We start from the raw sequence: 25,911 nt of genomic DNA, 5'->3' as shown, positions 1-25,911 counted from the left end.
CCAGTCGATCACGCCGACCCGACCGACCCACCACGATGACGGAGACCGCCACGTGTCGATGCGACAGATGACCACGACCGAACCGACCTGGTGGGATCTCGGCGCGTGCCGCGGCCTCGCCGCCGAGATCTTCTACCCCGACGACGAGGACGGGGCGCTCGACGCCAAGGCCGTGTGCGACGGGTGCGCGGTGCGCTCCGCCTGCCTCGAGCACGCGCTGGCGTCGCGGGAGAAGGTCGGTGTGTGGGGCGGGGCGAGCGAGCGCGACCGCCGTCGGATCGTGCGTCAGCGGCGTCGTCGCGCCTGAGCTCGCACCCCCTCGCGAGCCGGAGCCGACGTCGGCGTATCCTCCCCGCATGCCCGGACTGGACGACCACGGAGGATGGCCCGGCGTCGTCGGCCACCTCGTCGCCGGGCGCGACCTGTCGACGGAGGCGGCGGCGGCAGCGCTGACCGAGATCCTGCGCGGCGACGCGACCCCCGCCCAGATCGCCGGGTTCGTCGTCGCGCTGCGAGCCAAGGGCGAGACGGTGGACGAGCTGGCCGGGCTGCTCGACGCGGCGATGGCCGAGGCGTCGCTCGTCCCGCTGAGCGACGACGAGCGGGCGTCGTGCGTGGACATCGTCGGGACCGGGGGCGACGGCTCCGACTCGATCAACGTGTCGACGATCGCGGCCATCGTCACCGCCGCCGCGGGCGTCGGGGTGTGCAAGCACGGGAACCGCTCGGCGTCGTCGAAGACCGGCGCCGCCGACGTGCTCGAGGCGCTCGGCGTCGCGGTCGAGCAGACGCCCGAGGGTGTCGTGGCGTGCGTGCGCGAGGCGGGGATCGGGTTCTGCTTCGCACCCGCCTTCCACCCCGCCTTCCGCTACGCGGGAGCCCCCCGGCGGGAGGTGGGGATCCCGACGGCGTTCAACATGATCGGTCCGATGGCCAACCCGGGCCGCGTGCGCAACCAACTGATCGGGGTGGCGGATCCGGCGTTCGCCGAGCCGATGCTCGGCACGCTCGAGCGCCAGGGCGTGACCAGCGCGTGGGTCGTGCACGGCGACGGGTTCGACGAGCTGACGACGACGGGGACGTCGAGCGTGTGGTCGCTGCACGACGGCCGGCGGGACCGCTTCGACGTCGACCCCTCCTCGCTCGGTCTCGCACCGGCCGGCGCCGCCGACCTCGCAGGGGGCGAACCGGCCGACAACGCCGAGGCCGTGCGCCAGGTGCTCGACGGTCGCCGTGGAGCCCACCGCGACGTCGTCGTGCTCAACGCGGCGGGAGCGCTCGTCGTGGCGGGCCACGCCGAGGATCTCGCCGACGGGATCGAGCGCGCCGGAGCGGCCATCGACGACGGTCGAGCGCGCAGCACCCTCGAGCGCTTCGTGACGGTGTCGCGCGCGAACGCCCCCTCGTGAGGGGCGATCCCGCGACGTCGACGGTGGTCCGCGCTCCGGCGTCGTCGGCCAACCTGGGGGCCGGGTTCGACGTGTTCGGGCTCGCCCTCGGGCTCCACGCCGACGTCGGCACCGGACGTGCGCCCGACGGAGCGCGCGACCTCGACGCGGCCCACCCCGCCCGCGTGGCGTTCGAGCGCGCCGGCGGATCCGGTCCGATCTGGCTGCGCAGCCCGATCCCCGTGGCGCGCGGCCTCGGTTTCAGCGGTGCCGTGCGCGTCGCCGCGGCCGGCCTCGGCCACGTCGTGGCCGGCGGAACCATCGACCGGGGCGCCGAGCGGATCCTGGCGGTGTCCTCCGAGCTCGAGGGCCACGGGGACAACGCCGCGGCCTCCCTGCACGGGGGCTTCACCGCGTACGTCGCCGGTCGGGCGCTGCGCGTCCCGGTCGGGCCGGTGCTCGCCTCCGCCACGGTCGTCGCGTGGATCCCCGACGTGACGACGTCGACCGACCGGTCGCGCCGGGCGCTGACCGACACGGTCGAGCGACGATCGGCCGTGGCCAACGTCGGTCGTGCGGTGCAGATGTCGCTGGCGTTCGAGCGCGACGACCCGAGCCTGCTCGACGGGGCGACGTCCGACGAGCTGCACCAGTCGGCGAGGATGGGGGCCATCCCCGGCGCCGCGGACGCGATGGCGGCGGGAGTCGCCGCGGGGGCGTGGTGCGGGTGGCTCAGCGGCAGCGGTCCGACCGTCGCGCTCCTCGCCGCGCGCGAGCTCGCCGACGAGGTGACCGCGGCCCTGCCGCGGGGCGGCCACGTGAAGGTGCTCGACATCGACTCCGCCGGCGCCCACGTCGTCGGGGCGCGACCCCTCCGACCGGCGCGGTGACGGTGGCGACGGCCCGACCTCGGCGGTGACGGCGTCGTCGGGTCAGGCGGCGCCGACGAGCGCGTCGACGGCGGTGCTCGCCGCGACCGGGAAGGCCCACGTCCCGTCGCAGGTGACGGTGAGCCGCGCCGCTCGGCGATCGAAGAACGAGGCGAGGCAGAGCGCCTCGTCGGCGTGGTCGCGCGGCGTGGGCCGGCCCGGGACGGTCACGCCGAGCGCGTCGACGGGGAGGGCGGAGGTGAGGGTCTGCGCGGTGCGGGTGTCGACGAGGCGGCCCTCGTCGACGACCCACGTCGTCGAGCCGTCGCGGATCTCGGCCCGCCCGGCGCGCCCGAGGGCGTCGAGCAGGGCGGTCCGCCGCACCGCACCGAGCAGAGCCGACAGGGTGTCTCGAGTCGTGGCCGCCTCCTCGAACCGCTGCTGGCGGGCGAGGCGCCCCATCCGGGCGTGCAGCCGATCCGCGACCACGCGCACGTCTCCCTCCATCGCCCGTCGGGCGTGGTCGACCGCCGTGGCGTAGTCGGCGGGATCCGCGGTGCCGGCGCACGGGCAGAGCGCGACGCCGAGCTGGGCGGCGCTGCACTCGGTCGCATCGAGGCGCGGGGTGTGCGAGCGGCCGAGGCGGGTGGTGCAGCGCCGCAGCGGGAGGGCGCTCTGCAGGGCGTCGACCACCCTCCGGGCGGCCGCCTGCGACGGCAGCGGCCCGAGGTGGACCCCCGCCGTCGGCGCCTTGGTGACGATCGACAGGCGCGGCCACGGCGCCTCGGTGTCGAGCTTCACGTAGCGGTACGACGACGCTCGGGTGCCGCGGCGGTTGTAGCGGGGGAGGAGGCGGCCGATGAAGCGGATCTCGACCACCTCGGCGGTGAGCGGGTCGGGGAGCTCGACGTGGGTGATCGCCGTCGTCTCGCGCAGCATCGGTCCGATCTTGCGGCGGTCGTCGCTGCCGAAGTAGCTGCGGACCCGCTGGCGCAGGTCGGTGGCCTTGCCCACGTACAGCACCGAGTCGGCGTGCCCTCGGAACATGTACACCCCCGGGGTGCGCGGCAGCGACGCGGTCAGCCTCAGCTTCGGGGTCATGGGGTGTCCGCCGATCCGACCGAGCGCCACGAGGTCGTCGAGCCCGAGGACGCCGAGCCCGGCGGCCCGCTCGATGAGCAGGTGGAGCAGGTCGGTCGTCGCGAGGGCGTCGTCGAGCGCCCGGTGGCTGGGCCGGTGGTCGAGGCGGAGGTGGGCCGCGAGGGTCGACAGCTTGCAGTTCGGGACCTCGTCGCGCACGAGCCGCCGCGCGAGGTGGACGGTGTCGACGACCGTGCCCCTCCACCGGGGCCGCTGAGCCCGCTCCAGCGCGGCGCGCACGAAGCCCACGTCGAAGCGGGCGTTGTGGGCGACGAGGACGGAGTCGCCGAGGAACTCGAGCAGCGAGGGCAGCACCGACTCGATGCGCGGGGCGGGCGCGACGACCGCTTCGGTCAGGCCGGTGAGCATCGACACCGTCGGGGGGATCGCCCGACCGGGGTTCACGAGCGTCTGGAACGTGCCGAGGCACTCACCGCCACGGACCTTGACGATCCCGATCTCGGTGATCGCGTCCCGTTCGTGGTGCCCGCCGGTGGTCTCGAGGTCGAGGACGCAGAACGTCACCTCCGACAACGGCACTCCCAGGTCGTCGAACGAACGTTGGGCTCCGGCTGGTGGATCGAATGGTCGTGGCATCGCGCGAGTGAACACGAACACGTGTGCGTGAGTCAACCGGGAGCCGCCGAGGAGACCGAGGGTGGCACGTGGATGGCCGCCGTGGTCGGTCGGCGCCGGTCGGTCCGTGGCGTCGGGGGGAGATCGACCCTCGCCGCCTCGCGCCCGCCGGTAGCTTCGACGGGTGGCCGAGATCGAGCACCGACACCTGCGGTCGGCGCTCGAGTTCGCTGTCCTCGTGGCGGCGGAGGGCCGCAGGCGACGGCCGCCGCTCGAGTTCCCGACCGCGCTCGGCCCGCACCTCGGCGGGCAGCGCCTGCCGTCGCGCGCCCTCGGTGGTGCGAGGCGCGCGATCGAGTCCGAGCCCGAGTTCCGCAGCGCGCTGTCCGCGGTGGCGACCCCCGAGTCGGTGGACGAGGTGGGCCGGCTGTGGCTGGACGGCTCCGAGGGGTGGGCCGAGCGCGCCGCCGACGTCCTGGAGCGGATCGAGGAGGTCGCCGAGGAGCGCGACCTGCGGCGCGACCTGCGCCGCTCGGAGCGGCGGCGCGGCGCGGCCGAACGGGTCGCGGCGCGGGTGCTGGCCGACGTGATCGCGCGCGACCAGCGCCTGGCGGCGGCGCGCACGGAGCTCGACGAGGTCCGCGCCGAGCTGGCGAAGTCGCTCGAGGAGTCGGCCGAGCTGCGCGCCGAGGTGATCGACGTCCGCAACGAGGTCCGCCACGCCCGCGATCGGGAGGCTGCGGCGATCGCCCGTGCCGAGGGGGCCCGCGGCGAGCTGGACGACGCGCGCGCCGAGCTCGCCGCGGCGCACGGCGACCTCGACCCCGGCACCGGCGACGGGGAGGCTCCGGGGGGACGGATCGATCGCGACGCGCTGTCGGGCGCGATCGAGGTGGCCGACGAGCTGGCGCGACGGCTGCGCTCGGTGGTCGACGGGATCGGCGGGGGAGGTGCCGTCGCCCGCTCCGCCGAAGCCGACGCCGAGCCGGGCGCCGAGTCGGGCGCCCGCGCTGACGACCCCGTCGTCCGCGTCCCGCGCGACCTGGCCGCCTCGCGGACGTCGCCGTCGCCGACGAGCGCCGCGCCGCGGCGCCGCCCCGTCGCGCTCCCGGGTGGGACGATCTCGACCTCGGCGGCCGCAGCCGACCACCTGGTCCGCTCCGGGGCCCGCATCGTGATCGACGGCTACAACGTCGCCATGCTCGCCTGGCCGGATCGGTCGCTGCCGGATCAGCGCGACGCCCTCGTCGCACGCACCGAGTCGCTGGCTCGCCGCCACGGTGCCGACGTGACGGTGGTGTTCGACGGATCGTCGATCGTCGGCGCCCACGCCGGGGCGCGCCGCCTGATCCGGGTCGTCTACTCGCCCGACGGTGTGACCGCCGACGACGTGGTGCGCGCCGAGGTCGACGCGACCCCCCTCGGCGAGGGGGTGGTCGTGGTCACGAACGACCGCGAGATCCAACGCGACGTGCGCCGCTCCGGTGCGAACGTCGTCCCGAGCAACGCCTTCCTCGCGGTGCTCTGAGCGGGCGCGCCGGAGGTCGCCGCGAGCCCGCTCGACTCCCTCGCGCGACTCCGAGGTACCCCCGTGCGCACGATGGGGACATGGCCAGCACGCCCGATGTGACCCTCGACTGCCAGACCTGCGTCGCCGTGAACACCACGGCGTGCAGCGAGTGCGTGGTCGCCCACCTCCTCGCGAACGACGACGGTCCGATCGCGTTCGTCCCGGCACCCGTGGCCCGGGTGGACCGGGCGGCGCGCGAGCTCGGTCGGGCGGTCGCTCTGCTCGAGCGGGCGGGCCTGCTCGGCGACGACCGCGACGACGTGTCGTACGACGACTTCGAGCAGGGACGGGTCCCCCAGCTCGCGCCGTGAGCGCTCCTACGATGGACCCATGTCCCGTCGTCGTTCCCATGCGGTGGCGGGTGCCGGCGACGGGGGGCCACCGAGCGCGATCGGAGCAGCGGATCCGGCTGGTCGTGACGAGGTCGGTCCCTCCGGCTCAGAGGCCATCGACCCGCTCCTCGACACCCCGCCGCGGCACACCGAGCCGGAGGCCGCGCACCACGACCGGCCGGGCTCGTCGACCCCCCTGTGGTTCGTCCCGTCGCTCTTCGTGGTGCTGGTGGCGTTCACCGCCGGACTGGTCGCCATCGGCCAGCGCGGGAGCGAGGCGACGGCGTCGACGGCACCCGGTGCCTCCGACGCGGACGCACCCCGGGTCGAGTCCACGGCGGCGCTCGCCGGTTCGCCCGCGAACTCCGGCGCGACGGGTTCGGCCCTCGCGCCGGACGGTGACCGATCCGATCCGGTCGAGCTCCCCCCTCCGGGTTCGGTCCGCGTCGGCGGGCGCACCACCGCGCTCACCGCGCAGTGCGAGGTGCACCTCCCGCTCGCACCGTCGGACTCCGAGCTCCAGGTGTCGACCTACGCGTTCGTCGACTCCACCGGCGCCGTCGCCGCCGTCGACCGTTCCTTCGATGCCGACGGTGAGCGGGTGAGCCTGACCGGCGTCGAGCCGGTCACCGCGACGGTCGACGAGATCGGCGACGACGGCGCGTTCGTCGCCGTGCTGTCGACCGGATCGGACCGAGCCCTCGACGTCGTCGTCAGCCCGCGCGACGACGACCGGTGCGACGACCGGGTGGTGACCAACCTGCCCGGCCAGTTCTCCGAGCCGCGGACCCTGATCGTCCTCGCGACCTGCTCCGACGGCGCCCTCGGTCCGGGGGACCGATCGCGCCTGGCTGGCCTCACGTCGGAGCGTGGCCGCTTCTCGATCTCCACCGCCGGCGACGGCTCCGCACGCGTCCGGGTGAGCGCTCCGGCGCTCGCCGGGTCCGTGGTGCTGGAGGATCCCGACGCCGAGTACGTGGTCGACGATCGGACCCTGTCGGCGTCCGGGGTGGTGCGGGGTGGTACCGACCTCGACCTCGCCTTCGACGTCACGCTCGACGTGTCGCTGCCCGGTGACGGAGCCACGTCGTGCACCGAGCGGGACAGGATCTGACCCGTGGGGCGTGCGGGGTCCACGGGGGCCGGGGGATCGGTCGCGCTCCCGACGACGGCCGAGATCGCCACGATCTGCGCACGGCACCGGATCACCGAGGTGGGCGTGGCCTCGGCCGACGTCCTCGAGCGCGCTCGCACGGCGCTCCACGAGCGCAAGGCGGCGGGTCTGCACGGCGAGATGCAGTTCACGTACCGCAACCCCGATCGCTCGACCGATCCCCGCCGCGCCGTGCCCGGTGCCGAGTCCGTGATCGTCGCCGCCCGCCCCTACCTCACCGACGACGAGCCGGCCCCACCGCCGGGGTCGCACGGCGCCCACGCGCGCGTCGCCCGCTACTCGTGGGTCGACCACTACGAGCCGCTGCGCGTCGGGCTGCGCGAGGTCGCGGCACGCCTCGTCGCGGCGGGCCATCGCGCGCTGGTGTTCGCCGACGACAACTCGATCGTCGATCGGGCGGTCGCACGACGGGCCGGCATCGGCTGGTTCGGCAAGAACGCGAACCTCCTGATCCCGGGAGCGGGGAGCTGGTTCGTGCTCGGGTGCGTCGTCACGACCGCGCCGTACGAACCGGCGGGTGAGCCGGTCGCCGACGGGTGCGGATCGTGCGTCCGGTGCCTCGAGGGCTGCCCCACCCAGGCGATCGTGGCCCCCGGTGTGGTCGACGCCCGTCGGTGCCTGAGCTGGATCCTCCAGCGCAGCGGCCCGATCCCGATCGAGTACCGCGAGGCGGTCCACGATCGGATCTACGGGTGCGACGACTGCCAGGAGGTGTGCCCGATCTCGGTCCGCCTCGGCCCGCGCACCACGATCGACCTCGACGTCGCGGACCCCGAGGTGCAGAGCCACGTCGACCTGCTCGAGCTGCTGGACTCCGATGACGAGGCGATCGAGCGCCGTCACGGGCGGTGGTACATCGCCGAGCGCGACATGACGTGGCTGCGGCGCAACGCCCTGATCGTCATCGGCAACGTGGCCGATCCGCGGGACCGCCGCGTCCTCGCCACGGTCGATCGCTACCGTGCGGGTCCGGACCCCCTCCTCGCCGAGCACGCCGACTGGGCGCTGCGACGCCTCGACGACCGCCGCACGGAGCGGGAGCCGTCCCAGAACACATGAAGCACCTGCTCGTCACCAACGACTACCCGCCCAAGATCGGCGGGATCCAGTCCCTGCTGCGGGAGTGGTGGAGGCGCCTGCCCCCCGACAGCTTCGCCGTGCTCACGAGCCCCCACGACGGCGACGCCGAGTTCGACGCCGGCGAGCCGTACCGCATCGAGCGCACGCCCGAGCCGTGGCTGCTGCCGCACCCGCTGATGGTGCGCCGCATCGACTCCCTCGCGCGGGAGATCGGCGCCGAGCTCGTCGTGCTCGATCCCGCGATCCCCCTCGGCCTGGTCGGGCCGTTCCTGGCTCTGCCCTACGACCTGGTCCTCCACGGGGCCGAGGTGACGGTGCCGGGCCGCCTCCCCCTGACCCGCCAGGCCCTCGGGTGCACCCTGCGCCGGGCGCGCCACGTCGTCGCCGCCGGCAGCTACCCGGCGGCCGAGGCCGATCGGGCGGCGGGAGTCGAGCTGCCGACGACCGTCGTGCCGTGCGGGGTGGATCCCGAGCGGTTCCGAGTCCTCGACGACGCCGAGCGCATCGCCGCACGTCGCCGATTCGACCTCCCGGTCGACTCCCAGATCGTGCTCGGGGTCTCCCGCCTGGTCCCGCGCAAGGGGTTCGACACCGCGATCCGCGCGGCGGCGCGCCTCGCCCGGCGACGCGGCGAGCGCGACCTGCTGCTGGTGATCGCCGGGGCCGGGCGCGACGAGCGGCGCCTGCAGCGCCTCGCCGACGAGCTCCGTGCCCCGGTGCGCTTCACCGGCCGCGTCGACCACGACGACCTCCCGCTGCTGTACGGGTGCGCGGACGTGTTCACCATGCTGTGCCGAGACCGCTGGGGAGGGCTCGAGCAGGAGGGGTTCGGGATCGTGTTCCTCGAGGCCGCCGCGTGCGGGGTCGCCCAGGTGGCCGGCGACTCCGGTGGTGCCGCCGAGGCCGTCTCCGACGGCGAGACCGGTGTCGTCGTGCGCGACCCCGACGACGTCGCGGCGGTCGCCGACGCGATCGAGCGGCTGCTGGTCGACGACGGTCTGCGCGATCGGATGGGAGCGGCGTCGCGGCGGCGAGCGGAGGAGGAGTTCTCCTACGACGTGCTGGCGCGCCGACTCGGCGATTCGCTGGGCGTGGCGTGGTGAGCGCGGGTGCCGCGCCCCTCGGCGGCGACGACGGCGCGGCGGATCGCGACCCCGAGCCGGGCCGACCGCCGGGCCCCTCCGATCCGACGGAGACGGGGGCGTCGGGGGCGGCCGTCGTGCGCGCCGACCTGATCGGGACGGGGGTCTTCGTGGTCACGTCGGTCCTCGCCGCGACCGTGTTCACGAGCTCCGCCCGCAGCGTCGCGGCCGCCGTGGCGATCGTTCTCTTCCTCGTCGGGATCGCCGCGTTCCTGTGGGCGTTCGCGAACGCGGTCCGCCGCAGCCGTGCCGAGCACGTGGCGGTCACGCAGCTCTACCTGCTCACCGGCGGGGTGGCTCCGAGACGGGTCCGCACGGTGATGCTCGCGACGCTCGCGACGCAGTGCGTCGTCGGGCTGGCCACTGCGCTCGCGCGCCCGAACGCCCCGGACGGCAGCCCCGGCAACTCGCTGGCGCTGGGGGTGCTGGTCCCCGTGTTCGGGTTCGGTCTGAACGGCCTGTGGGCCGCGTTCCACGGTGAGTATCGTGGACGATCGCCGTCCACCGACAAGAATGAGGGCCATGGCTGAGACCGCGACCGAGATCATCACCATCGACGCCAGCCCGCAGGAGGTGTGGGACGTCGCGATCGATCTCCCCCGGTACCCGGAGTGGGCGCGCGACATCAAGGCCGTGACGATCCACGAGACCGACGACGCGGGACGCCCGAGCGAGGTCGAGTTCCGTGCGTCCGCGCTCGGGCGCAGCACCCACTACACCCTGCGCTACCGCTACGAGGACGATCCACGCCTGCTCGGCTGGTCGATGATCCGCGGCGACATCCAACGGTCGATCGACGGCGCGTTCACCTTCGTGCCGACCTCGGACGGCAAGACCGAGGTCCGCTACGACCTCGCGATCGACCTCGTCGTCCCGCTCCCGGGCTTCGTCAAGCGGCGCGCCGAGGTGCGAATCCTCAACACGGTGCGCGAGCTCAAGGTCCGCGCCGAGGCGTGACCCGCAGCGACACGACGCCGACCGACGCGGTCCGGTCGGCGGGTTCGCCGTCGCGGTGACCGCCGCCGTCGCCCCCCGGCGCGTCGGGATCGACGTCGGGGGGACCAAGGCGCTCGGCATCGTCCTCGACGCGACCGGCGCGGTCGTCGACGAGCAGCGTCGAGCGACGCCGCGTGGCGACGACAGCCTGGACCCCCTCGTCGACGTCCTCGTCGAGCTCGCGTCGTCGCTCGCCCCGTCGATCGGCGCGGACGACTCGGTCGGCATCGGCGTCCCCGGCCTGGTCACGCGCTCGGGGGTCCTGCGCGCGGCGCCGAACCTCGACGGCGTCGCCGACCTCGACGTGCGGGGCCGGGTCGCCGCCGCGTTCGACGACGCGCGCCGCCCCGACGTCGCCGTCGACAACGACGCGACCTGCGCGACGGTCGCCGAGTGGCGCCTGGGCGCCGCGGTCGGCAGCGACCACGTGATGCTGATCACCCTCGGCACCGGGATCGGGGGCGGAGTCGTCGCGAACGGCCGGGTGGTGCGCGGGGTGAACGGGTTCGCCGGCGAGTTCGGTCACATGGTCGTCGACCCGAACGGGCCTCGCTGCCCGTGCGGTCGGCGCGGGTGCTGGGAGCGCTACGCATCGGGCTCCGGCCTGGCGATGCTGGCACGCGAGGCCGCGACCGGGCGGCGGCTCCAGGGTGTCGTCGAGGCCGCCGGCGGCGCGCAGGCCGTCACCGGCGAGCACGTGCGCGACGCGGCGCGCACGGGTGACGCCGAGGCGATCGCGGTGATCGACGACTTCGCCCGGTGGGTGGCGCTCGGGCTGACGAACCTGACGAACGCGTTCGACCCCGAGGTGCTCGTGCTCGGCGGGGGGCTCGCGACCGGGGCCGATCTCTACCTGGAGCCGATCTCGCGGTGGTACGCCCGACTCCTCTACCAGCCGCACCTGCGACCCCTGCCGCGGATCGAGTTCGCCACCTGGGGTGATCGCGCCGGCGCCGTCGGCGCAGCGCTCCTCCCCGGGCTGCGCTCGAATCCATCGCCGACGGGCGCGACGGAGGGCAGCTAACGTCACGCGGATGGAGTTCCGTCGCATCGAAAACCTCCCGCCGTACGTCTTCTCGATCATCAACTCGCTCAAGATCGAGGCACGGCGGGCCGGTGCGGACGTGATCGACCTCGGCTTCGGCAACCCCGACATGCCCTCCCCCGACATCGCTGTGGCCAAGCTCACCGAGGCGGCGCAGAACCCGCGCAACCACCGCTACTCGCTCAGCCGGGGCCTCCCGAAGCTGCGTGAGGCGATCGCCGGCTACTACGAGCGCAAGTGGGGTGTCGTGCTCGACCCCGAGCTCGAGGTGACCAACACGATCGGCGCGAAGGAGGGCTTCAGCCACCTGATGTGGGTGCTGCTCGAGCGCGGTGACGCGGCGATCGTGCCCAGCCCCAGCTACCCGATCCACATCTACGGTCCGCTGTTCGCCGGGGCCGACCTGCGCCAGGTGCCGATGAGGTTCCTCGCGGATCCGTCCGACCGCGAGACGTTCACCGACGACTTCATGGCGAGCCTGCACACCGCGTACGACGTCGGTTGGCCCAAGCCCCGCGTCCTGGTCATGTCGTTCCCCCACAACCCGACGGGAGCGACGGTCGACCTCGACTTCATGCAGCGGGTGGTCGACTTCTGCCGCGAGCGGGAGATGGTCGTGGTGCACGACTTCGCGTACGCCGACATCGGCTTCGACGGCCACCAGCCGCCGAGCATCCTGCAGGCCGAGGGCGCGCGCGAGTGCGCGGTCGAGCTGTACTCGATGACCAAGTCGTTCCAGATGGCGGGGTGGCGCAGCGCGTTCCTGCTGGGCAACGCCGAGGTGGTGCAGGCGCTGGTCAAGCTGAAGAGCTACCTCGACTACGGCATGTTCCAACCGGTGCAGATCGCCGCGACCGTGACGCTGAACGAGGCGGTGGACTTCCCCGACCAGGTGCGCGACATCTACGAGTCGCGCTGCGACACCCTCGTCGACGGGCTCGCGCGCATCGGGTGGGACATGCCCAAGCCGGGTGGGTCGATGTTCTGCTGGGGTCCGGTCCCCGAGCCCTACGCCGAGATGGACTCGGTCGAGTTCTGCTCGCACGTCGTGCGCGAGGCCGACGTGGCGCTGTCGCCCGGGGTCGGGTTCGGCCCCGGCGGGGAGGGTTTCGTGCGGTTCGGGTTGATCGAGAACGAGATGCGGATCAACCAGGCGGTTCGGAACCTCAAGCGCGGCTTGCCGAAGCTCGGCTGAGCGGGGAGCATGTGGAGGTCCCGTCGATGACCACCGTCGTCGTGCGCGTGTGGATGCCCGACCGCCCCGGCGCGCTCGGCCAGGTCGCCAGCCGGATCGGCGCCGTGCGTGGCGACGTGCTCGGCATCGAGATCCTCGAGCAGGGAGCGGATCGCGTCGTCGACGAGCTCACGGTCTCGCTGCCCTCGGAGGACATCGTGCCGCTGCTGACCGCCGAGATCGACGCCGTCGACGGGGTCGCGGTGGAGGACGTGCGCAAGGTCGAGCCCGACCGCATCGACCTGAACCTGTCGGCGCTGGCCGCGGGGGCGGCGATGGCCGAGGCCGCCTGCTCCGAGCGCGTGGGGTTGCTGTGCTCCGCCGTCCAGCGCCTGGTCGAAGCGGAGTGGGCGGTCGTGATGCGGGGGACCGACGTCGTGGCTCACGTCGGCTCGGCTCCCGACGTCGGCTGGCTCCAGGCCTTCCTCGCGGGCAGCGAGCACCTCAGCTCGATCGACGAGGCCCTGCCCAGCGACCTCGTGTGGGCGCACCTGCTCTCCTCGGGGCTCACCGTCGCCGCCGGCCGCTCGGGTCTGCCGATCCACGAGCGCGAGCGCGTGCGCGTCAGCCTGCTGGCGCGCCTCGCCGACGCGCTCGTGTGAGCGGCGCCGCGCCCGCCCGGCGTCGGAGACGGTGCCTCCGCCTCGCCGCGGCGGCTCAAGTCGGATCGCTGCCGAGCCGATGAACCTCCGACGAACAGGAGGACGCCGGATGCAGGACCATCGGATCGAACGAGTCGACGACGACGAAGCCCACGAGCGAGCCGTGGAGCACCTGGTCGCGCTGATGGGAGCCGAGTGCGCCGAGGAGATCCGCTGGGATCCGCGCTACCACCTCCAGGGGCACGTCGAGCGCGGGGGCCAGCACCTGGTCGTGATCGCCGCCCGAGACGCCGAGCACGAACCGCGGGTGATGAGCGAGAGCGACTGGCGCGAGCTGCGCTACGGCTGCCTGAGCGTCGCCTGAGCACCGCCGCGCCGGGGCGTCACGACGCCCAGCCGCGGGAGCGCTCGACGGCGAGCACCCACCGCCGGTGCAGATCGTCCGCGACCTCGCGGTCCGGATCGGGCTCGAACGAGCGCTCGAGCACCCACGCGGACGCGATGTCGTCCACCGACTCCCACACCCCCTCGGCCAGGCCGGCGAGGAAGGCCGCACCCGCCGCCGTCGTCTCCCGCTCGACCGGCCGCTGCACGGTGACGCCGAGCTGATCGGCCTGGAACCGGCACAGCAGGTCCATCACCGCCGCCCCGCCGTCGACGCGCAGGTCGGTGATCGGGGTCCCGCTCGCCGCGACCATCGCGTCGATCACGTCGCGCACCTGGTACGCCATCGATTCGACGACGGCCCGCGCCAGCTGGGCGCGGCCGGTGCCACGGGTGATGCCGACGATCGTGCCCCGGGCGTAGGGGTCCCAGTGGGGTGACCCCAGCCCGGTGAACGCGGGGACGACGTACACCCCGCCGGTGTCGTCCACCGACTCGGCCAGCGGCCCGGTCTCGGCGGCGTCGTCGATGACCCCGAGCCCGTCGCGCAGCCACTGGATCGCGGCGCCGGTGACGAACACGGAGCCCTCCAGCGCGTAGTTCGTCGTCCCGTCGGCGAGCGTCCACGCGACCGTGGTGAGCATCCCCTCGGTCGGCTCCGGGCACGTCTCGCCCACGTTGAGCAGCACGAACGACCCGGTTCCGTAGGTGTTCTTCGCCATCCCCTCCTCGATGCAGGCCTGCCCGAACAGCGCGGCCTGCTGATCGCCCGCGACCCCGCTGACGGGGATCCCCGCCGGCGCCCCGCACCGGTCGGAGGTGACGCCGATGCGTCCGGACGACGCCACGATCTCGGGGAGCGCGTCGATCGGGACCCCGAGGATCTCACACAGCTCCGGGTCCCAGGTGCGCTCCCGGATGTCGCACAGCATCGTGCGGCTCGCGTTGGTGACGTCGGTCGCGAGCACCTCGCCGCCCGTGAGGTTCCAGATCAGCCACGCGTCGATCGTGCCGAGGGCGAGGTCGTCGTCGACCACGATGTCGCGGTTCTCGAGCATCCAGGCGAACTTCGTCCCGGAGAAGTACGGATCGAGCACGAGCCCGGTCCGCTCGCGCACGAGCGGGAGGTGCCCCGCCGCCTCGAGCTCGTCGCAGCGGCCGGCGGTGCGACGGTCCTGCCAGACGATCGCACGACCGTGGGGCTCCCCGGTGGAGCGATCCCAGGCCACCACCGTCTCACGTTGGTTGGTGATCCCGATCGCGGCGATCCGGTCCCGACCGACCTCGTCGACGACCTGGGTCAGGGTGGAGGTGACGGCCTCCCAGATCTCGCTCGCGTCGTGCTCGACCCACCCCGGCTGGGGGTAGTGCTGCTCGAACTCCCGGTAGGCCGACACGGTGGGGGTGCCGTCGGTGAACACCGCCCGGCTGCGCACCCCGGTCGTCCCGGCGTCGATGGCCACCACGCACTCGGCTTCGCTCACCGGCCCGAGGCTAGTTCCGCCCCCCGCCCCGCTGGTCAACGTGGCGGCGGTTAGCGACGACGGGACCGGGACCGGGGGCGGTCACCGCCACCCGAGGTCCGCTTCGTCGGCGCCGGGGGCCGTCGCGGGCGTGACGTGCCCTCGGCGTCGGTCCCGTCGACCGCGTCCGGATCGCGTCCGCCCGATGACTCGGCGCGGCGCGAACGCATCTCCGACAGCGTGCGTCGCTGGTAGCCGAACTTGGCCATCACGTAGCCGAGCAGGAGGTACAGCGGCCCCGACGCCAGCAGCCCAGCGAGGGCTCCGACGAACCCCGAGTCACGGAAGGCGACGAAGAGGATCACGGCCATCACCGCCACGTAGATCAGCCACTCGCGAACGAGCCGCTGCCACGGAACGGGCCTCGAGGAGTCCCAACCCATCCGCTCATTCAATCGCCAGTAGGGTCGGGCGCGTGCGAGTCGGGATCCTGACCGGGGGCGGCGACTGCCCGGGGCTGAACGCGGTGATCCGGGCCGCGGTCCGCACGGGGGAGCGGGTCCACGGCGACGAGCTGATCGGGTTCCTCGACGCGTGGGACGGGGTGCGCGACCGCCGGACCACCCCGCTGACGATCGAGTCGATGCGCGGCCTGCTCCCCCGTGGCGGCACGGTGCTCGGGACCCGGCGGGGGAGCCCGTTCGACACCCCCGACGGGGTCGATCACGTGAAGCAGTCGATGAGCGACCTCGGGCTCGACGCGCTGATGGTGATCGGGGGCAACGGCAGCCTCTCGATCGCCTGCCGGCTGCACACCGAGCACGGCCTGCCGATCATCGGGGTGCCCAAGACGATCGACAACGACATCGAGGGGACCGACCTCACGTTCGGGTTCACCACCGCCGTGCAGATCGCCACCGACGCGATCGACCGCCTGCACACCACCGCCGAGAGCCACGACCGGGTGATGGTCGTCGAGGTGATGGGTCGGAACACCGGCTGGATCGCGACCCACGCCGGGATCGCCGGGGGCGCCACGGCGGTGCTCATCCCCGAGATCCCGTTCGACGTCGGCGAGCTGTGCGAGCGCCTCATCCGTCGCCACCACCGGGGTCGCTTCGCCTCGATCGTGGTGGTGGCCGAGGGGGCCGAACCGCTCGCGGGGACGATCGAGATGGAGGAGAAGGTCTACGACCGCTTCGGCCACGTGGTGCTCGGCGGCGTGGCGACGCGCATCGCTCGGGCGATCGGCGATCGGACCGGCTTCGAGACCCGCGTCGTGCAGCTCGGTCACGTCCAGCGGGGCGGGACGCCGACGGCGTTCGACCGCGTCCTGTCGACCCGGTTCGGGGTGCGCGCGATCGATGCGGCCCACGAGCGGGCGTGGGGGAAGATGGTCGTGCTGCGCGGCGACCGCATCGAGCTCGAGGACCTCACCGTGGCCGTCGGACGGACCCGCACCGTCGACCGCGACCTCTTCGACGGCGTCGCGCGGCACTTCTTCGCCTGACGGCGCCCGGGGCCCTCAGGTCGTCGGCAGCGAGGGGAAGGCCGGCTGCGACGTCTCGACGAAGCCCGGGTAGTCGTAGACGGTGAGCGGCACGTCGGTGACCTCGCCGCTGCCCGTGGGCCACGATCGGTTCTCTCCGTCGACGCGCAGACGGACCTGGCGGACCTCGTCGATCTCGCTCGCCGTCGCGACGATCTGCGCGAGCGCGAGGCGCAGCCCGACGTCGGAGAGCTCGTTGAGCGCGTCGTTCATGTCGATCGTGACGCGGTTGCCGACCGTGCGCGCGTCCTGGATGGCGAGCGCGTCGGGGATGGCGGTGGTCAGGCCGGCCTCGTCCTCGTTCGGACCGGCGAGCAGGGATCGCAGCAGCTCGAGCGGGTCGGAGGAGGCGTCCTGGCGCCGCACCGACCGGAGCTGGGGTTGCTCGTCGGAACTGGTGGGGGCGAGCAGGTAGATGCTGCGATCTCCGGTCGCCTCGTCGCCGGTGGCGCTCGCTCCGAACACGACGGTCTCGTCGTCGGGGATCGGTCGGGGCCGGGCGTCCTCGCGGATCGAGCAGGCGCCGACCAGGCCGAGCAGCGCGAGGCCACCGACGATCGAGCGGACGAGCCGCGACGGGGGAGCGATCACTCGTCGAGCTCCGTCGCCATGAGCTCGATGACGAAGCGTGCCCCGGGTTCGCCGTCGAGGCGGTCCTCGACCCACACCCTCCCGCCGTGCATGCGGACGTGCTCGTCGACGAGCGACAGGCCGAGGCCCGCTCCCTCGCTGCCCGTCCGGCGCCCCGCGCCGCCGCCGCGCGCGAAGCGCTCGAAGATCAGCGACCGCTCCTCGGGAGCGACCCCCATCCCGCGGTCCTCCACCGCGATCGTCAGGTGCGAGACCGGCTCGCCGGGGGGGTCGTCGATCTCCATCGTCACCTCGGGCTCACCGCCACCGTAGGCGCGCGCGTTGTCGATCAGGTTCGCGACGACCCGGGCGAGCCGCCGCTTGTCGCCCCGGATGATCGACGACTCAGCGCGCTCGCTGACGTGGACGGGGGTCTGGGGGAGCGAGCTGACCGCGACCGCCTGGCGCACGAACTCCGCCGCCAGCATCTCGTCCATGTTCAACCGGATGGCGCCGGCGTCGAAGCGCGAGATCTCGAGCAGGTCCTCGACGAGGCCCTGGAAGCGCACCACGTCGCTCGAGAGCAGGTCGAGGGCGGAGCGGGCCCGATCGGGCAGGTCGTCGCGCCGGGCCTCCATCACCTCGACCGACGCGGCGAGCGTCATGAGCGGCGAGCGCAGCTCGTGGCTCACGTCGGAGGCGAAGCGCGCATCGCGCTCGATGCGCCGCTCGAGCGCGGCGGCCATGTCGTTGAACGACTCGGTGAGCACGCGCAGGTCGGGATCGTCGGTGCTCTCCAGTCGGGTGTCGAGTCGCCCGCCCGCGATCGCCGAGGCGGCGCGGGCGGCCGTACCGAGCGGTCGCACGGCCCGTCGGGCCGCGAACACCCCGACGAGCACCCCGAGCCCGGTCGTGATCAGCCCGGCGAGCACGAGCGCGACGCGCAGGTCGGACAGGTTCGAGTCGACGTCGTCGATCGGGAAGAACTCGAAGTACGCCCCGATGTCGGGGATCGCCCAGCCGACCACGATGTTCAGTTCGTCACCGACCTCGGATATCTGGCGTCCGGACAGCCGCTCCTCGACGACCTGCTCGAACAGGTCGGCGGGGATGTTCTCGCGGGTGTACGGCGGGGTGCCGCCGTACTCGGCCTCCTGGTACCAGATCGTGTAGTCGCGCACCCCCGTGTTCGCGAGCGCCTGGGACGCGGCGAACGCGTCGGGCGGGGCCGTGGGGCGCAGGGCGCTCTCCACCGCGAGGGCGTTGCGGCGCGACGTCGCGATCGCCGCCTCGTCGCGCTCCTGCACGAGGTTCGAGCGGGTGAGGCCGAAGGTCGTGATGGCGAGGAACGACGAGAGCGCGATCGACCCGAGGGTGATGATCAGCAGGATGCGCCGGCGCAGCCCCGCCGTGGCGGGGCGCAAGCCATCGGCGAGACGGCGGAACGGTCCCGGCACGGTCACCGTCGAACGAGGTCCACGTCTCGACCGGTCAGGTCTGGAGACGGTACCCGAGGCCACGTACGGTGACCACGTGGCGGGGGTTCGCCGGGTCGTTCTCGACCTTGGTGCGCAGTCGGCGGATGTGCACGTCGACGAGGCGCCCGTCGCCGAAGTAGTCGTAGCCCCACACCTTGTCGAGCAGCGCCTCGCGACTGAGCACCTTGCCCGGGCTCTCCGCGAGCTCGCACAGCAGGCGGAACTCGGTCTTGGTCAGGTGGACCTCGTCACCCTCGCGCAGCACCTTGCCCTCGTCGGGGATCAGCTCGAGGTCACCGAACACGAGTCGCGCGTGGCCCGGCGCCCCCGGGCGGATGCGACGCAGCAGGGCGCGGATCCGCGCCGACAGCTCCTTGGGCGCGAACGGCTTGGTCAGGTAGTCGTCGGCGCCGGCCTCGAGCCCCGCGACGATGTCGTGGGTGTCGTTGCGTGCGGTGACCATCACGACGGGGACGTCGCTGGTGCGGCGCAGGGTGCGGCACAGCTCGAACCCGTCGATGCCGGGGAGCATGATGTCGATCAGGACGACGTCGGGGGAGGAGCGCTGGAAGAGCTCGATCGCCTCCTCGCCGCTCTCGGCCTCGTCGACGACCCATCCCTCGTCCTCGAGCGCCAGCTTGACCGCCGAGCGGATGCGCTCGTCGTCTTCGACTGCGAGGATGCGGGTACCCACGACCCCATGATGCCGGATCGGTGACCGCTGAGACGATCACTGGTCACGATTTCGTCACGTCGGCGTCACGAGCTCGGCATCGAACTCCCCAGCGTGATGGGCCTGCGGCAGGCGCGGGGGTCCGCTCCGGCCCCGCCGGGCGCGCGGCGTGGGAGGGTCAACGGGCGGGGATCGCCGACCCGCCGAGCATCTCGAGCACGGCCGGGTGCAGCGTCGGGCCCGCCGCCACCAGGCCGTGCGGACGGCGGACGTCGAGGGAGGTCCCCGCGAAGGTCGTGACGACCCCGCCGGCCTCGGTCACGGCGAGGACCCCGGCCGCCGCGTCCCAGGAGTTGAGCCCCTCCTCGAAGTAGGTGTCGACGCGACCGGCGGCGACGTGCGCGAGATCGAGCGCTGCGGACCCCTCGCGACGCACGTCGCGCACCTGCCCCATCACCCCTCCCAGGCGCTCGCCCTGGCGGCGGCGACGGTCGAGCTCGTAGGCGAACCCGGTCGCGGCGAGCGAGGTCGCCAGCTCGCTCGCGGCCGACACCCGCACCGCGACCCCGTCCACCGTGGTCCCGAGCCCGATCCCGGCGCTGGTCACCTCGTCCACGGCGGGCGCGTAGATCGCGCCGGCCACCACGACGCCGTCGCGCAGCACGGCGATCGAGGTGCACCACCCGGGCAGGTCGTAGACGAAGTTGACCGTCCCGTCGATCGGGTCGACGTGCCACTCGTCGCCGGAGGTGCCGCGGTGGTCCGCGCCCTCCTCGCCGACGATCGAGTCGTGCGGGCGCAGCTCGCGGATCCGGCGCACCACGAGCTCCTCGGTCTCGCGATCGAACTCGGTGACCGGATCGACGTCGCTCGACTTGGTGTCGTGGCTGGCGCGAGTGCCCGGACCGAGGCGACGGCGCGCGGCCGCGGCGTGGGACCCGGCCGCGTGCGCCACCTGCTCGCAGATGCCTCGGAGCTGGGCCACCTCGGCGGCGTCGATCCGCGGCGCGCCCGGTGCCCCCGTCCCGTCCGACGCCGTCACCGGGTCCGGACCTCGGCCGATCGGGGCGCGCCGGTCAGGCGTCGTCACGTGGACCGTGCCCGGCTCGCTCGCGGTCGGTGGTCTCGCGCCACTCGCCGAGGGCGCGCATGACGAGGACCGCCACCACCGCCATCCCGCCGGCGGCGACGAGGGCGCCGACGAGCAGACCGATCCCGATCGGGACGCCGCACTCGCCGTCGCACTGGATCCGGATCAGCGAGGAGCCGATCAGCGCGCCGGCGAGACCGCCCAGCGCGATCGCGACGAAGGCGCCGACGCGCACGCCGACCGGGGGGAGCGCCGAGAGGGGGCGAGCGTCCTGGGGGTCGGCCACCACGCCAGGCTACGGCCGCCGCCGTAGGGTCGGTACCGCCGTGAGCGCGACCCCGACCCGCCCCCGCACCATCCTGCACGCCGACATGGACGCGTTCTTCGTGTCGGTCGAGCTGCGTCGGAGACCCGAGCTGGTCGGGCTCCCGGTGGTGGTGGGCGGCACCGGGAACCGCGGCGTGGTCGCCGCGGCGTCGTACGAGGCGCGGCGCTTCGGCGTCCACTCGGCGCTGCCCTCCGCGATCGCCCGGCGCCGGTGCCCCCACGCGGTCTTCCTGCCCGGTGACCACGCGCACTACGGCGAGGTGAGCCGGCAGGTGCGCGCGATCCTCGATCGCTACACCCCGCTCGTCGAGCCGCTCTCGCTCGACGAGGCGTTCCTCGACGTCAGCGGGGCGCTCGGGCTGTTCGGCGACGGCCCCGTGATCGGCCACCGCATCCGCGACGAGATCGCCGCCGAGCTCGGCCTCGGGTGCAGCGTCGGCGTGGCGTCGAACAAGTTCGTCGCGAAGCTCGCCTCGGTCGAGGCCAAGCCCGTCGCCCACCGAGACCGCGTCGAGCCGGGGGAGGGGGTGACGGCCGTCGAGCGCGGCCGTGAGCAGGAGTTCCTCGATCCGCTCCCGGTCCGACGACTGTGGGGGGTCGGACCGGCCACGCTGGAGAAGCTGTCGAGGATCGGGGTGAGCTCGGTGCGCGACCTGCGACTCCTCGACCGCGTCGTGCTCGAGCACGCGCTCGGCGCGAACCTCGCGCGCCACCTGGCGGAGCTGTCGGTCGGCTCCGACGACCGCCCGGTCGAGGTGGACCGCGAGGCGAAGTCCATCGGTCACGAGGAGACCTACCCCGTCGACAAGCACACCCCCGCCGAGGTGCACCGCGAGCTCGTGCGCCTGGCGGACGCCGTCGCCCGACGGATGCGCGACCAGGGGGTGGCTGCACGCACCTGGCAGCTCAAGGTCCGCTTCGCCGGCTTCACCACGATCACCCGCTCGATCACCACCGCCGACCACGTCGATCGTGCGGCGGAGATCGTCGACCTCGTCGCTCCGGCCCTCGAGGCGATCGACCCGACGCCGGGCGTGCGACTCCTCGGGTTGAGCGGGTCGGGCCTCGGACCGCCGTCGACCCAGCTCAGCTTCGACGACCTCGACCCGTCCGTCGCCGACGCGACCGGCGCTACCGACGCCCTCGATGCGATCCGACGGCGCTTCGGGGAGGGCGCGATCGGTCCGGCGAGCACGGTGGTCGCCGGGCGCTCGCAGGTGGTGCGGCGGGGCGCGCAGCAGTGGGGACCCGACCTCGACGACCCCCCTCCGTGGGACCGCGACCGGGGGTGATCCGGCGGCGCACCGACGAGAACCACGAACCTCGTCCGTCGCGTTGAGGATTCCGGCGCGACGTGCGATGATGATGCGGTGCCGCTCTCCGAGGACGAACAGCGCATCCTGCGCCAGATCGAGGAAGAACTCGAACAGGACCCGACGTTCGCCCAGCGCGGCTACCGGGTCTCTCGGCGACGATCCGCGCTGCTCGTCGCCGGCCTCGTCGTCGGCCTCGCGACCACCGTGGTGTGCCTCGCGATCAACTTCGTCGCGGCCTTCGTGGCCTTCGTGTTCGTGCTGTTCATGGCGATCAAGCTCGAATCCGAGCTCCGCCTGCTCGGTCGCGAGCAGCTCGGTCAGCTCCCGATCTCCGCGTGGCTCAACGCTCGTCGTCCCGACGAGCAGAGCGACGTCTCCGACTGATCCGGCCCCACCCGTCGACTCACCCGTGAGCGCCCCGTGCGCCGAGGGTCACGACCACACGGTGAAGTAGCGACGGATCCGAGCGAGCGGGGGCAGGGAGTTGTCCACCGCCCGCTCGACCTGCCGACACCAGCTGGCGCAGTTCTGGAGCGTGGTCGTGCCGAACTTCGAGCGTCGCGTGAGGCGCTCCTGGCCGTCGGGTGCGTAGCTCGCCTCGGTGACGACCTCGGCCAGCGACGTCATCGGGCGTGCGGCGATCGGGAACACCCGGGAGGTCGCCGACGCGGTCTCCACCGGGGTGAGCGCTCGCGTGGGGCCGAGGCCCTTCTCGCCGATCGCGCCCGTCGCCCGATCCCACAGCGCGGCGAGCTGCTCGGCCGGCGCGGAGATCGCACGACGCCGGGCCCGGCGCACGAGGGCGGGGCTCGCGACGGCCAGTGCGAGCGCCGCGAGAGCGAGCAGGGCGCGCCACGGGATCGAGACGCCGCCGTCGACGGGCTCGGTCGAGGTCCCCGGCGGGAGCACCGGTTCGAGGGGACCGGGCACGGCCTGGTCGAGGAGGGTCGTGGGCGGGACCGCTGCGGGGTCGGTCGCCGGGGCGATCGTGGTGGTCGGCGCCGAGCCGCCCTCGCCGCCGCCCTCCAACGGGCCGTCGTCCTGCTGCGGGGTGACCCCCGTGTAGTCCTGGGCGTTGGGAGCGCCGCGGCCGGGGGTCGGCTCGAAGGCGACCCAGCCGACGTCGTCGAACCAGACCTCGGGCCAGGCGTGGGCGTTGCGGCCGAGGACGGAGTACGTGCCGGCCCCGTCGTTCGTGCCCTGGGTGAACCCCACGGCGACCCGAGACGCGATCCCCACGCTGCGCAGCATCGCGGCGTAGGTCCCCGCGAACTGCTCGCAGTAGCCCACCCGATCGCGCAGGAACGACTCGATCGCGTTCGTGCCGTGGCCCTCCTGCACCTCGAGGTCGTAGGTGAACTCCTCGCGCATCCAGTCCTGCAGCGCCCGCGCCGCCTGGTACGGGGTGGCGCCCTCCCCGACGACCCCGATCGTCGTCGCGCGCACCGATGACGGGAAGTCGTCGGGGAGCTCGAGGTGGATCGGGTCGGGCGGGCTGCTCGACGTCGCCGTCGCGAGCTGGAGCGCGGTGAGCCGAGGCGAGGCCGAGGTGATCGCGAACTCGTCGCCCGTCTCGAGGTCGTCCTCGGAGGTGAGCAGCAGGGTCGCGCTGTCGGGGACGTAGCGGAACGTGTCGTCCAGCTCACCGGTCCCGCTCGCCGCGATCGGGTCGGGCGCGGCCGGCACCAGCTTCCCGCCCAGCGCGTCGATGACGATCTGCTGGGAGATGGTCTCCGACCCGGGCGTCGCCTCCGCGATCGAGTCGCCGGCGCGGGTCAGCGGTCGCGACGGGATCCCCCAGATCTGCCCGTCGAACTCCGCGAGCGCGGAGGACCGCCAGTACGAGTCGGCGTCCGCCGTGATCGTGAACAGGCGCGTCCGGGAGCGGTTGGTGAGGCGCGAGCGGATGTCCACCAGCGGGCTGACCACCTCGGTGACGGTGCCGCCGTCGCCCTTCGTCTCGTACAGCGGCTCGGCGCTCGCGCCCGGGAGCCTGGGCCCGACGACGCCCGCGACGAGCGCGACGCACAGCGCCGAGCCCAGCGCGAGCGGGAGCGCCCGGACGGGGAAGGAGCTCCGGCGTCCGATCGGCGCCGCGGAACGGGGGGCGTGGTGGTGGCGCAGGACGACCGTCGCGACCACCCCGGCGGCGACGAGCGCCATCGTGGAGGCGATCCGCGAGCGTTCGGTCCCGAGGGCCGCGACGAACACGAAGAGGACCCCGCCCGGGACCAGCGCCTCCGCTCGGGCGTACGCGCGGAAGGCGAAGGTGTCCGCGAGCAGCACCGCGGCGGCGACTCCGATCGCGGCCAGCAGGTCCCACCCGCCGAGGAACGGCACGGGCGCGACCGCGTCGCGGAACTGCTCGCCGACCAGGTCGAGGTCGAGGCGGACCGCATCCCAGGTCGCCGAGGTCGGCAGGGCCAGGGAGAACGTCGGGCGGTGCGCGAGGGCGGCGACCGTCCACGCGAGCGCGAGCGCCGTCAGCGCGAACGCGACCGGGACGGGGAGACGAGCGCGGCGCAGGCCGAACGACACGCCGTGGCCGACGATCGCGACCGCGACCAGCTCGTCGAGGAAGTCCCAGCCGCTGAACACGCGTGCGAACCCGGTCGCGACCACGACGCTGTAGACGAGCAGGGCAACGCTCGCGGACGCGTCGGTGACCAGGTCCGCTCGCCGTGACGCCGTGGCGTCTCGGGCGCTCACCCGACCCCCATCTCGGTTCCGGCCGCGGCGAGGTGGGCCCGTGCGGGCGCCCCCCGGCCGACGAGCGACGCCCACGTCGCGAGGAACTCGTCCTCGGTGCGCGCCGCGGCTCCGATCGGACGGGCGGCGGACTCGTCGGTCGTGACGGTGATGGTGGCCAGCGTGGGGTCGACGACGGCTCGAGCAGCGCGGATCGCGGACCCCCGCCGGGTCCCGGACACCACGACCAGCAGCCCCACCCCCTCACCCGGATCCCGGTCGAGCGTGGGCAGGGGGTCCTCCGACGGCGACAGCGCGGCGAGGGCGCGCAGGGTCTCGACCGCGACGTCGGGGCCGCGCAGGTCGAGACCGCCGGTCACGAAGCGGGTCACGAGCGCGGCGTCCGTCGCGCTGCGCACCAGGCTCGCGGCGGCGACGATCGCCCGCTCGAAGGCGGCGGCGTCCGCGTAGGAGGCCGCGTCGGCGTCGAGCACGACCAGCATCCGGCGCAGCCCCTCGACCGAGTGCTGCTTCACCAGCAGCTTGTCCGAGCGCGCCGAGGCCCGCCAGTGGATGGAGCGCGGCTCGTCGCCGTCCGCGTACTCCCGCAGGCTGTGGAACTCGCCGGTGCCGAGGCGGCGCGCCTGCGCGAGCAGGTGGCGGCCCAGCGGACCGCTGCCGAGCTGGGGGACCTCGAGGTGGTGGGTGCGCGGCGCGACCGTCACCCGGTCGGTCCCGGCCACGAGTCGACCGCGACGCAGCAGGCCGAGCGGGTCACGCACCTCGGCCCGCACGGGCCCGAGCTCGACGACCCCCCGGGTCGTGGTCGGCAGCTGGTACCCGGCGACGGCCGATGCCCCGCCGGACATCGGCTCGACCGCCAGCTCGGCGGTGTGGTCCCCGACGAAGGGGCGACGGACCCGTTCGTGGAGCGTGAAGCGCGTCGATCGGACGCGGCCGACGTGGCGCACCTCGAGGTCGACCCGACCGGTCTCGCCGGCGACGAGGACGGTGGGGTGGATCCACCGGGTGGCGGTGACCCGTGGGAGGCGGGCGGCGACGAACAGCGCTCCGACGGCGACGGCGGCGAGGAAGCCGGCGCCGATCACGTAGAGCTCGATCACGCCGAACGTCCGCCCGACGAGGATGGCCGCGACGCCGGCGACGATCGCGAGGACCCCGAAGCGGGTCATCGCCCCGACCCCCCTCGATCGCTCCGCGCTCC

The 25,911-nt window shown here is 73.8% G+C and carries 27 protein-coding genes; 17 read left to right on the top strand and 10 right to left on the bottom strand.

The window, feature by feature from the left end:
• The first annotated feature begins 67 nt into the window (after positions 1-67).
• The 3 genes from ACOOHC_RS11185 to ACOOHC_RS11175 are packed head-to-tail and all read left to right on the top strand — an operon-like array spanning position 68 to position 2,278.
• Positions 68-307: a WhiB family transcriptional regulator gene (locus ACOOHC_RS11185; protein WP_420450489.1), complete on the top strand. Its 240-nt coding sequence runs from the start codon at positions 68-70 to the stop codon at positions 305-307.
• Between the two features lie 49 nt (positions 308-356).
• Positions 357-1,409: an anthranilate phosphoribosyltransferase gene (gene trpD / locus ACOOHC_RS11180; protein WP_420450488.1), complete on the top strand. Its 1,053-nt coding sequence runs from the start codon at positions 357-359 to the stop codon at positions 1,407-1,409.
• Positions 1,406-2,278: a homoserine kinase gene (locus ACOOHC_RS11175; protein ID WP_420450487.1), complete on the top strand. Its 873-nt coding sequence runs from the start codon at positions 1,406-1,408 to the stop codon at positions 2,276-2,278. Before trpD ends, ACOOHC_RS11175 begins: the two co-directional genes overlap by 4 nt.
• Before the next feature lie 42 nt (positions 2,279-2,320).
• Here the strand turns inward: ACOOHC_RS11175 and ACOOHC_RS11170 are convergent, their stop codons facing one another.
• Positions 2,321-3,994 (bottom strand): DEDD exonuclease domain-containing protein, encoded by a 1,674-nt coding sequence (locus tag ACOOHC_RS11170; protein ID WP_420450486.1) that lies wholly within the window; start codon positions 3,992-3,994, stop codon positions 2,321-2,323.
• Positions 3,995-4,157: 163 nt separating this feature from the next.
• Here ACOOHC_RS11170 and ACOOHC_RS11165 point away from each other — a divergent pair, with 163 nt between their 5' ends.
• The 11 genes from ACOOHC_RS11165 to ACOOHC_RS11115 all read left to right on the top strand — a co-directional run bounded on the left by ACOOHC_RS11165 (position 4,158) and on the right by ACOOHC_RS11115 (position 13,512).
• Entirely contained in the window at positions 4,158-5,501 is a 1,344-nt protein-coding gene (locus tag ACOOHC_RS11165) for an NYN domain-containing protein (protein WP_420450485.1), read from the top strand.
• Between the two features lie 80 nt (positions 5,502-5,581).
• Positions 5,582-5,854, top strand: a complete 273-nt coding sequence (locus tag ACOOHC_RS11160) for a hypothetical protein (protein WP_420450484.1) — start codon at positions 5,582-5,584, stop codon at positions 5,852-5,854.
• Between the two features lie 19 nt (positions 5,855-5,873).
• Positions 5,874-6,989 carry a hypothetical protein gene (locus ACOOHC_RS11155; protein ID WP_420450483.1) on the top strand — a complete coding sequence of 372 codons (1,116 nt, stop codon included), beginning with the start codon at positions 5,874-5,876 and terminating at the stop codon, positions 6,987-6,989.
• Positions 6,990-6,992: 3 nt separating this feature from the next.
• Positions 6,993-8,108 (top strand): tRNA epoxyqueuosine(34) reductase QueG, encoded by a 1,116-nt coding sequence (queG, locus tag ACOOHC_RS11150; RefSeq protein ID WP_420450482.1) that lies wholly within the window; start codon positions 6,993-6,995, stop codon positions 8,106-8,108.
• Entirely contained in the window at positions 8,105-9,232 is a 1,128-nt protein-coding gene (locus ACOOHC_RS11145; RefSeq protein ID WP_420450481.1) for a glycosyltransferase family 4 protein, read from the top strand. Before queG ends, ACOOHC_RS11145 begins: the two co-directional genes overlap by 4 nt.
• Entirely contained in the window at positions 9,229-9,801 is a 573-nt protein-coding gene (locus ACOOHC_RS11140; protein WP_420450480.1) for a hypothetical protein, read from the top strand. Before ACOOHC_RS11145 ends, ACOOHC_RS11140 begins: the two co-directional genes overlap by 4 nt.
• A complete protein-coding gene (locus ACOOHC_RS11135; RefSeq protein WP_420450479.1) occupies positions 9,794-10,228 on the top strand; it encodes an SRPBCC family protein in 435 nt (144 codons plus the stop codon). The genes ACOOHC_RS11140 and ACOOHC_RS11135 overlap by 8 nt, the downstream gene beginning before the upstream one ends.
• A 55-nt stretch (positions 10,229-10,283) precedes the next feature.
• A complete protein-coding gene (locus ACOOHC_RS11130; RefSeq protein ID WP_420450478.1) occupies positions 10,284-11,291 on the top strand; it encodes an ROK family protein in 1,008 nt (335 codons plus the stop codon).
• A 10-nt stretch (positions 11,292-11,301) separates the two neighbouring features.
• A complete protein-coding gene (locus ACOOHC_RS11125) occupies positions 11,302-12,507 on the top strand; it encodes an aminotransferase class I/II-fold pyridoxal phosphate-dependent enzyme (protein ID WP_420450477.1) in 1,206 nt (401 codons plus the stop codon).
• A gap of 26 nt (positions 12,508-12,533) precedes the next feature.
• A complete protein-coding gene (locus ACOOHC_RS11120; protein WP_420450476.1) occupies positions 12,534-13,148 on the top strand; it encodes a hypothetical protein in 615 nt (204 codons plus the stop codon).
• A gap of 109 nt (positions 13,149-13,257) precedes the next feature.
• On the top strand, positions 13,258-13,512 hold the full coding sequence (locus tag ACOOHC_RS11115) for a hypothetical protein (RefSeq protein WP_420450475.1): 255 nt from the start codon (positions 13,258-13,260) through the stop codon (positions 13,510-13,512).
• A 19-nt stretch (positions 13,513-13,531) separates the two neighbouring features.
• Here ACOOHC_RS11115 and glpK read toward each other — a convergent pair whose 3' ends face one another.
• A complete protein-coding gene (gene glpK, locus ACOOHC_RS11110) occupies positions 13,532-15,016 on the bottom strand; it encodes a glycerol kinase GlpK (RefSeq protein WP_420450474.1) in 1,485 nt (494 codons plus the stop codon).
• Positions 15,017-15,066: 50 nt separating this feature from the next.
• On the bottom strand, positions 15,067-15,438 hold the full coding sequence (locus tag ACOOHC_RS11105) for a hypothetical protein (RefSeq protein WP_420450473.1): 372 nt from the start codon (positions 15,436-15,438) through the stop codon (positions 15,067-15,069).
• Between the two features lie 32 nt (positions 15,439-15,470).
• Between ACOOHC_RS11105 and ACOOHC_RS11100 the strand changes: the two genes are divergently transcribed.
• Positions 15,471-16,505 carry a 6-phosphofructokinase gene (locus ACOOHC_RS11100; protein ID WP_420450472.1) on the top strand — a complete coding sequence of 345 codons (1,035 nt, stop codon included), beginning with the start codon at positions 15,471-15,473 and terminating at the stop codon, positions 16,503-16,505.
• 15 nt (positions 16,506-16,520) lie between these two features.
• On the opposite strand, the gene ACOOHC_RS11095 is transcribed toward ACOOHC_RS11100, so the two are convergent.
• The 5 genes from ACOOHC_RS11095 to ACOOHC_RS11075 form a co-directional block, all read right to left on the bottom strand.
• On the bottom strand, positions 16,521-17,135 hold the full coding sequence (locus ACOOHC_RS11095) for a GerMN domain-containing protein (protein WP_420450471.1): 615 nt from the start codon (positions 17,133-17,135) through the stop codon (positions 16,521-16,523).
• Complete coding sequence (locus ACOOHC_RS11090; RefSeq protein ID WP_420450470.1) at positions 17,132-18,577, bottom strand: HAMP domain-containing sensor histidine kinase; 1,446 nt, start codon at positions 18,575-18,577, stop codon at positions 17,132-17,134. Before ACOOHC_RS11090 ends, ACOOHC_RS11095 begins: the two co-directional genes overlap by 4 nt.
• Before the next feature lie 28 nt (positions 18,578-18,605).
• The gene (locus tag ACOOHC_RS11085; RefSeq protein WP_420450469.1) at positions 18,606-19,286 is read right to left on the bottom strand and encodes a response regulator; all 681 of its coding nucleotides are present in this window, start codon (positions 19,284-19,286) and stop codon (positions 18,606-18,608) included.
• Between the two features lie 157 nt (positions 19,287-19,443).
• Positions 19,444-20,307: an inositol monophosphatase family protein gene (locus tag ACOOHC_RS11080; RefSeq protein WP_420450468.1), complete on the bottom strand. Its 864-nt coding sequence runs from the start codon at positions 20,305-20,307 to the stop codon at positions 19,444-19,446.
• Between the two features lie 34 nt (positions 20,308-20,341).
• Positions 20,342-20,641: a hypothetical protein gene (locus ACOOHC_RS11075; RefSeq protein ID WP_420450467.1), complete on the bottom strand. Its 300-nt coding sequence runs from the start codon at positions 20,639-20,641 to the stop codon at positions 20,342-20,344.
• Positions 20,642-20,681: 40 nt separating this feature from the next.
• On the opposite strand from ACOOHC_RS11075, the gene dinB reads away from it, so the two are divergent.
• Both dinB and ACOOHC_RS11065 read left to right on the top strand, forming a co-directional pair.
• The gene (gene dinB / locus ACOOHC_RS11070) at positions 20,682-21,974 is read left to right on the top strand and encodes a DNA polymerase IV (protein ID WP_420450466.1); all 1,293 of its coding nucleotides are present in this window, start codon (positions 20,682-20,684) and stop codon (positions 21,972-21,974) included.
• A gap of 78 nt (positions 21,975-22,052) precedes the next feature.
• Positions 22,053-22,382 carry a DUF3040 domain-containing protein gene (locus ACOOHC_RS11065; RefSeq protein WP_420450465.1) on the top strand — a complete coding sequence of 110 codons (330 nt, stop codon included), beginning with the start codon at positions 22,053-22,055 and terminating at the stop codon, positions 22,380-22,382.
• Between the two features lie 48 nt (positions 22,383-22,430).
• On the opposite strand, the gene ACOOHC_RS11060 is transcribed toward ACOOHC_RS11065, so the two are convergent.
• Together ACOOHC_RS11060 and ACOOHC_RS11055 are read right to left on the bottom strand one after the other, a co-directional pair.
• Positions 22,431-24,707, bottom strand: a complete 2,277-nt coding sequence (locus ACOOHC_RS11060; protein WP_420450464.1) for a transglutaminaseTgpA domain-containing protein — start codon at positions 24,705-24,707, stop codon at positions 22,431-22,433.
• Positions 24,704-25,879 carry a DUF58 domain-containing protein gene (locus ACOOHC_RS11055; protein WP_420450463.1) on the bottom strand — a complete coding sequence of 392 codons (1,176 nt, stop codon included), beginning with the start codon at positions 25,877-25,879 and terminating at the stop codon, positions 24,704-24,706. The genes ACOOHC_RS11060 and ACOOHC_RS11055 overlap by 4 nt, the downstream gene beginning before the upstream one ends.
• Positions 25,880-25,911: the final 32 nt, after the last annotated feature.

It is taken from the genome of Ilumatobacter sp. (genome assembly GCF_965215205.1).
Classification (GTDB): domain Bacteria; phylum Actinomycetota; class Acidimicrobiia; order Acidimicrobiales; family Ilumatobacteraceae; genus Ilumatobacter_A.
The sequence above is the reverse complement of the archived record's forward strand: the minus strand, read 5'-3'. Positions and strand labels throughout refer to the sequence as shown.

Bases quoted from the DNA above. Each gene is read 5' to 3' on its own strand.
- ACOOHC_RS11185 (WP_420450489.1), top strand. From the start codon at position 68: ATGACCACGACCGAACCGACCTGGTGGGATCTCGGCGCGTGCCGCGGC.
- trpD (WP_420450488.1), top strand. From the start codon at position 357: ATGCCCGGACTGGACGACCACGGAGGATGGCCCGGCGTCGTCGGCCAC.
- ACOOHC_RS11170 (WP_420450486.1), bottom strand. From the start codon at position 3,994: ATGCCACGACCATTCGATCCACCAGCCGGAGCCCAACGTTCGTTCGAC.
- ACOOHC_RS11160 (WP_420450484.1), top strand. From the start codon at position 5,582: ATGGCCAGCACGCCCGATGTGACCCTCGACTGCCAGACCTGCGTCGCC.
- ACOOHC_RS11155 (WP_420450483.1), top strand. From the start codon at position 5,874: ATGTCCCGTCGTCGTTCCCATGCGGTGGCGGGTGCCGGCGACGGGGGG.
- ACOOHC_RS11145 (WP_420450481.1), top strand. From the start codon at position 8,105: ATGAAGCACCTGCTCGTCACCAACGACTACCCGCCCAAGATCGGCGGG.
- ACOOHC_RS11135 (WP_420450479.1), top strand. From the start codon at position 9,794: ATGGCTGAGACCGCGACCGAGATCATCACCATCGACGCCAGCCCGCAG.
- ACOOHC_RS11125 (WP_420450477.1), top strand. From the start codon at position 11,302: ATGGAGTTCCGTCGCATCGAAAACCTCCCGCCGTACGTCTTCTCGATC.
- ACOOHC_RS11120 (WP_420450476.1), top strand. From the start codon at position 12,534: ATGACCACCGTCGTCGTGCGCGTGTGGATGCCCGACCGCCCCGGCGCG.
- ACOOHC_RS11115 (WP_420450475.1), top strand. From the start codon at position 13,258: ATGCAGGACCATCGGATCGAACGAGTCGACGACGACGAAGCCCACGAG.
- ACOOHC_RS11105 (WP_420450473.1), bottom strand. From the start codon at position 15,438: ATGGGTTGGGACTCCTCGAGGCCCGTTCCGTGGCAGCGGCTCGTTCGC.
- ACOOHC_RS11055 (WP_420450463.1), bottom strand. From the start codon at position 25,879: ATGACCCGCTTCGGGGTCCTCGCGATCGTCGCCGGCGTCGCGGCCATC.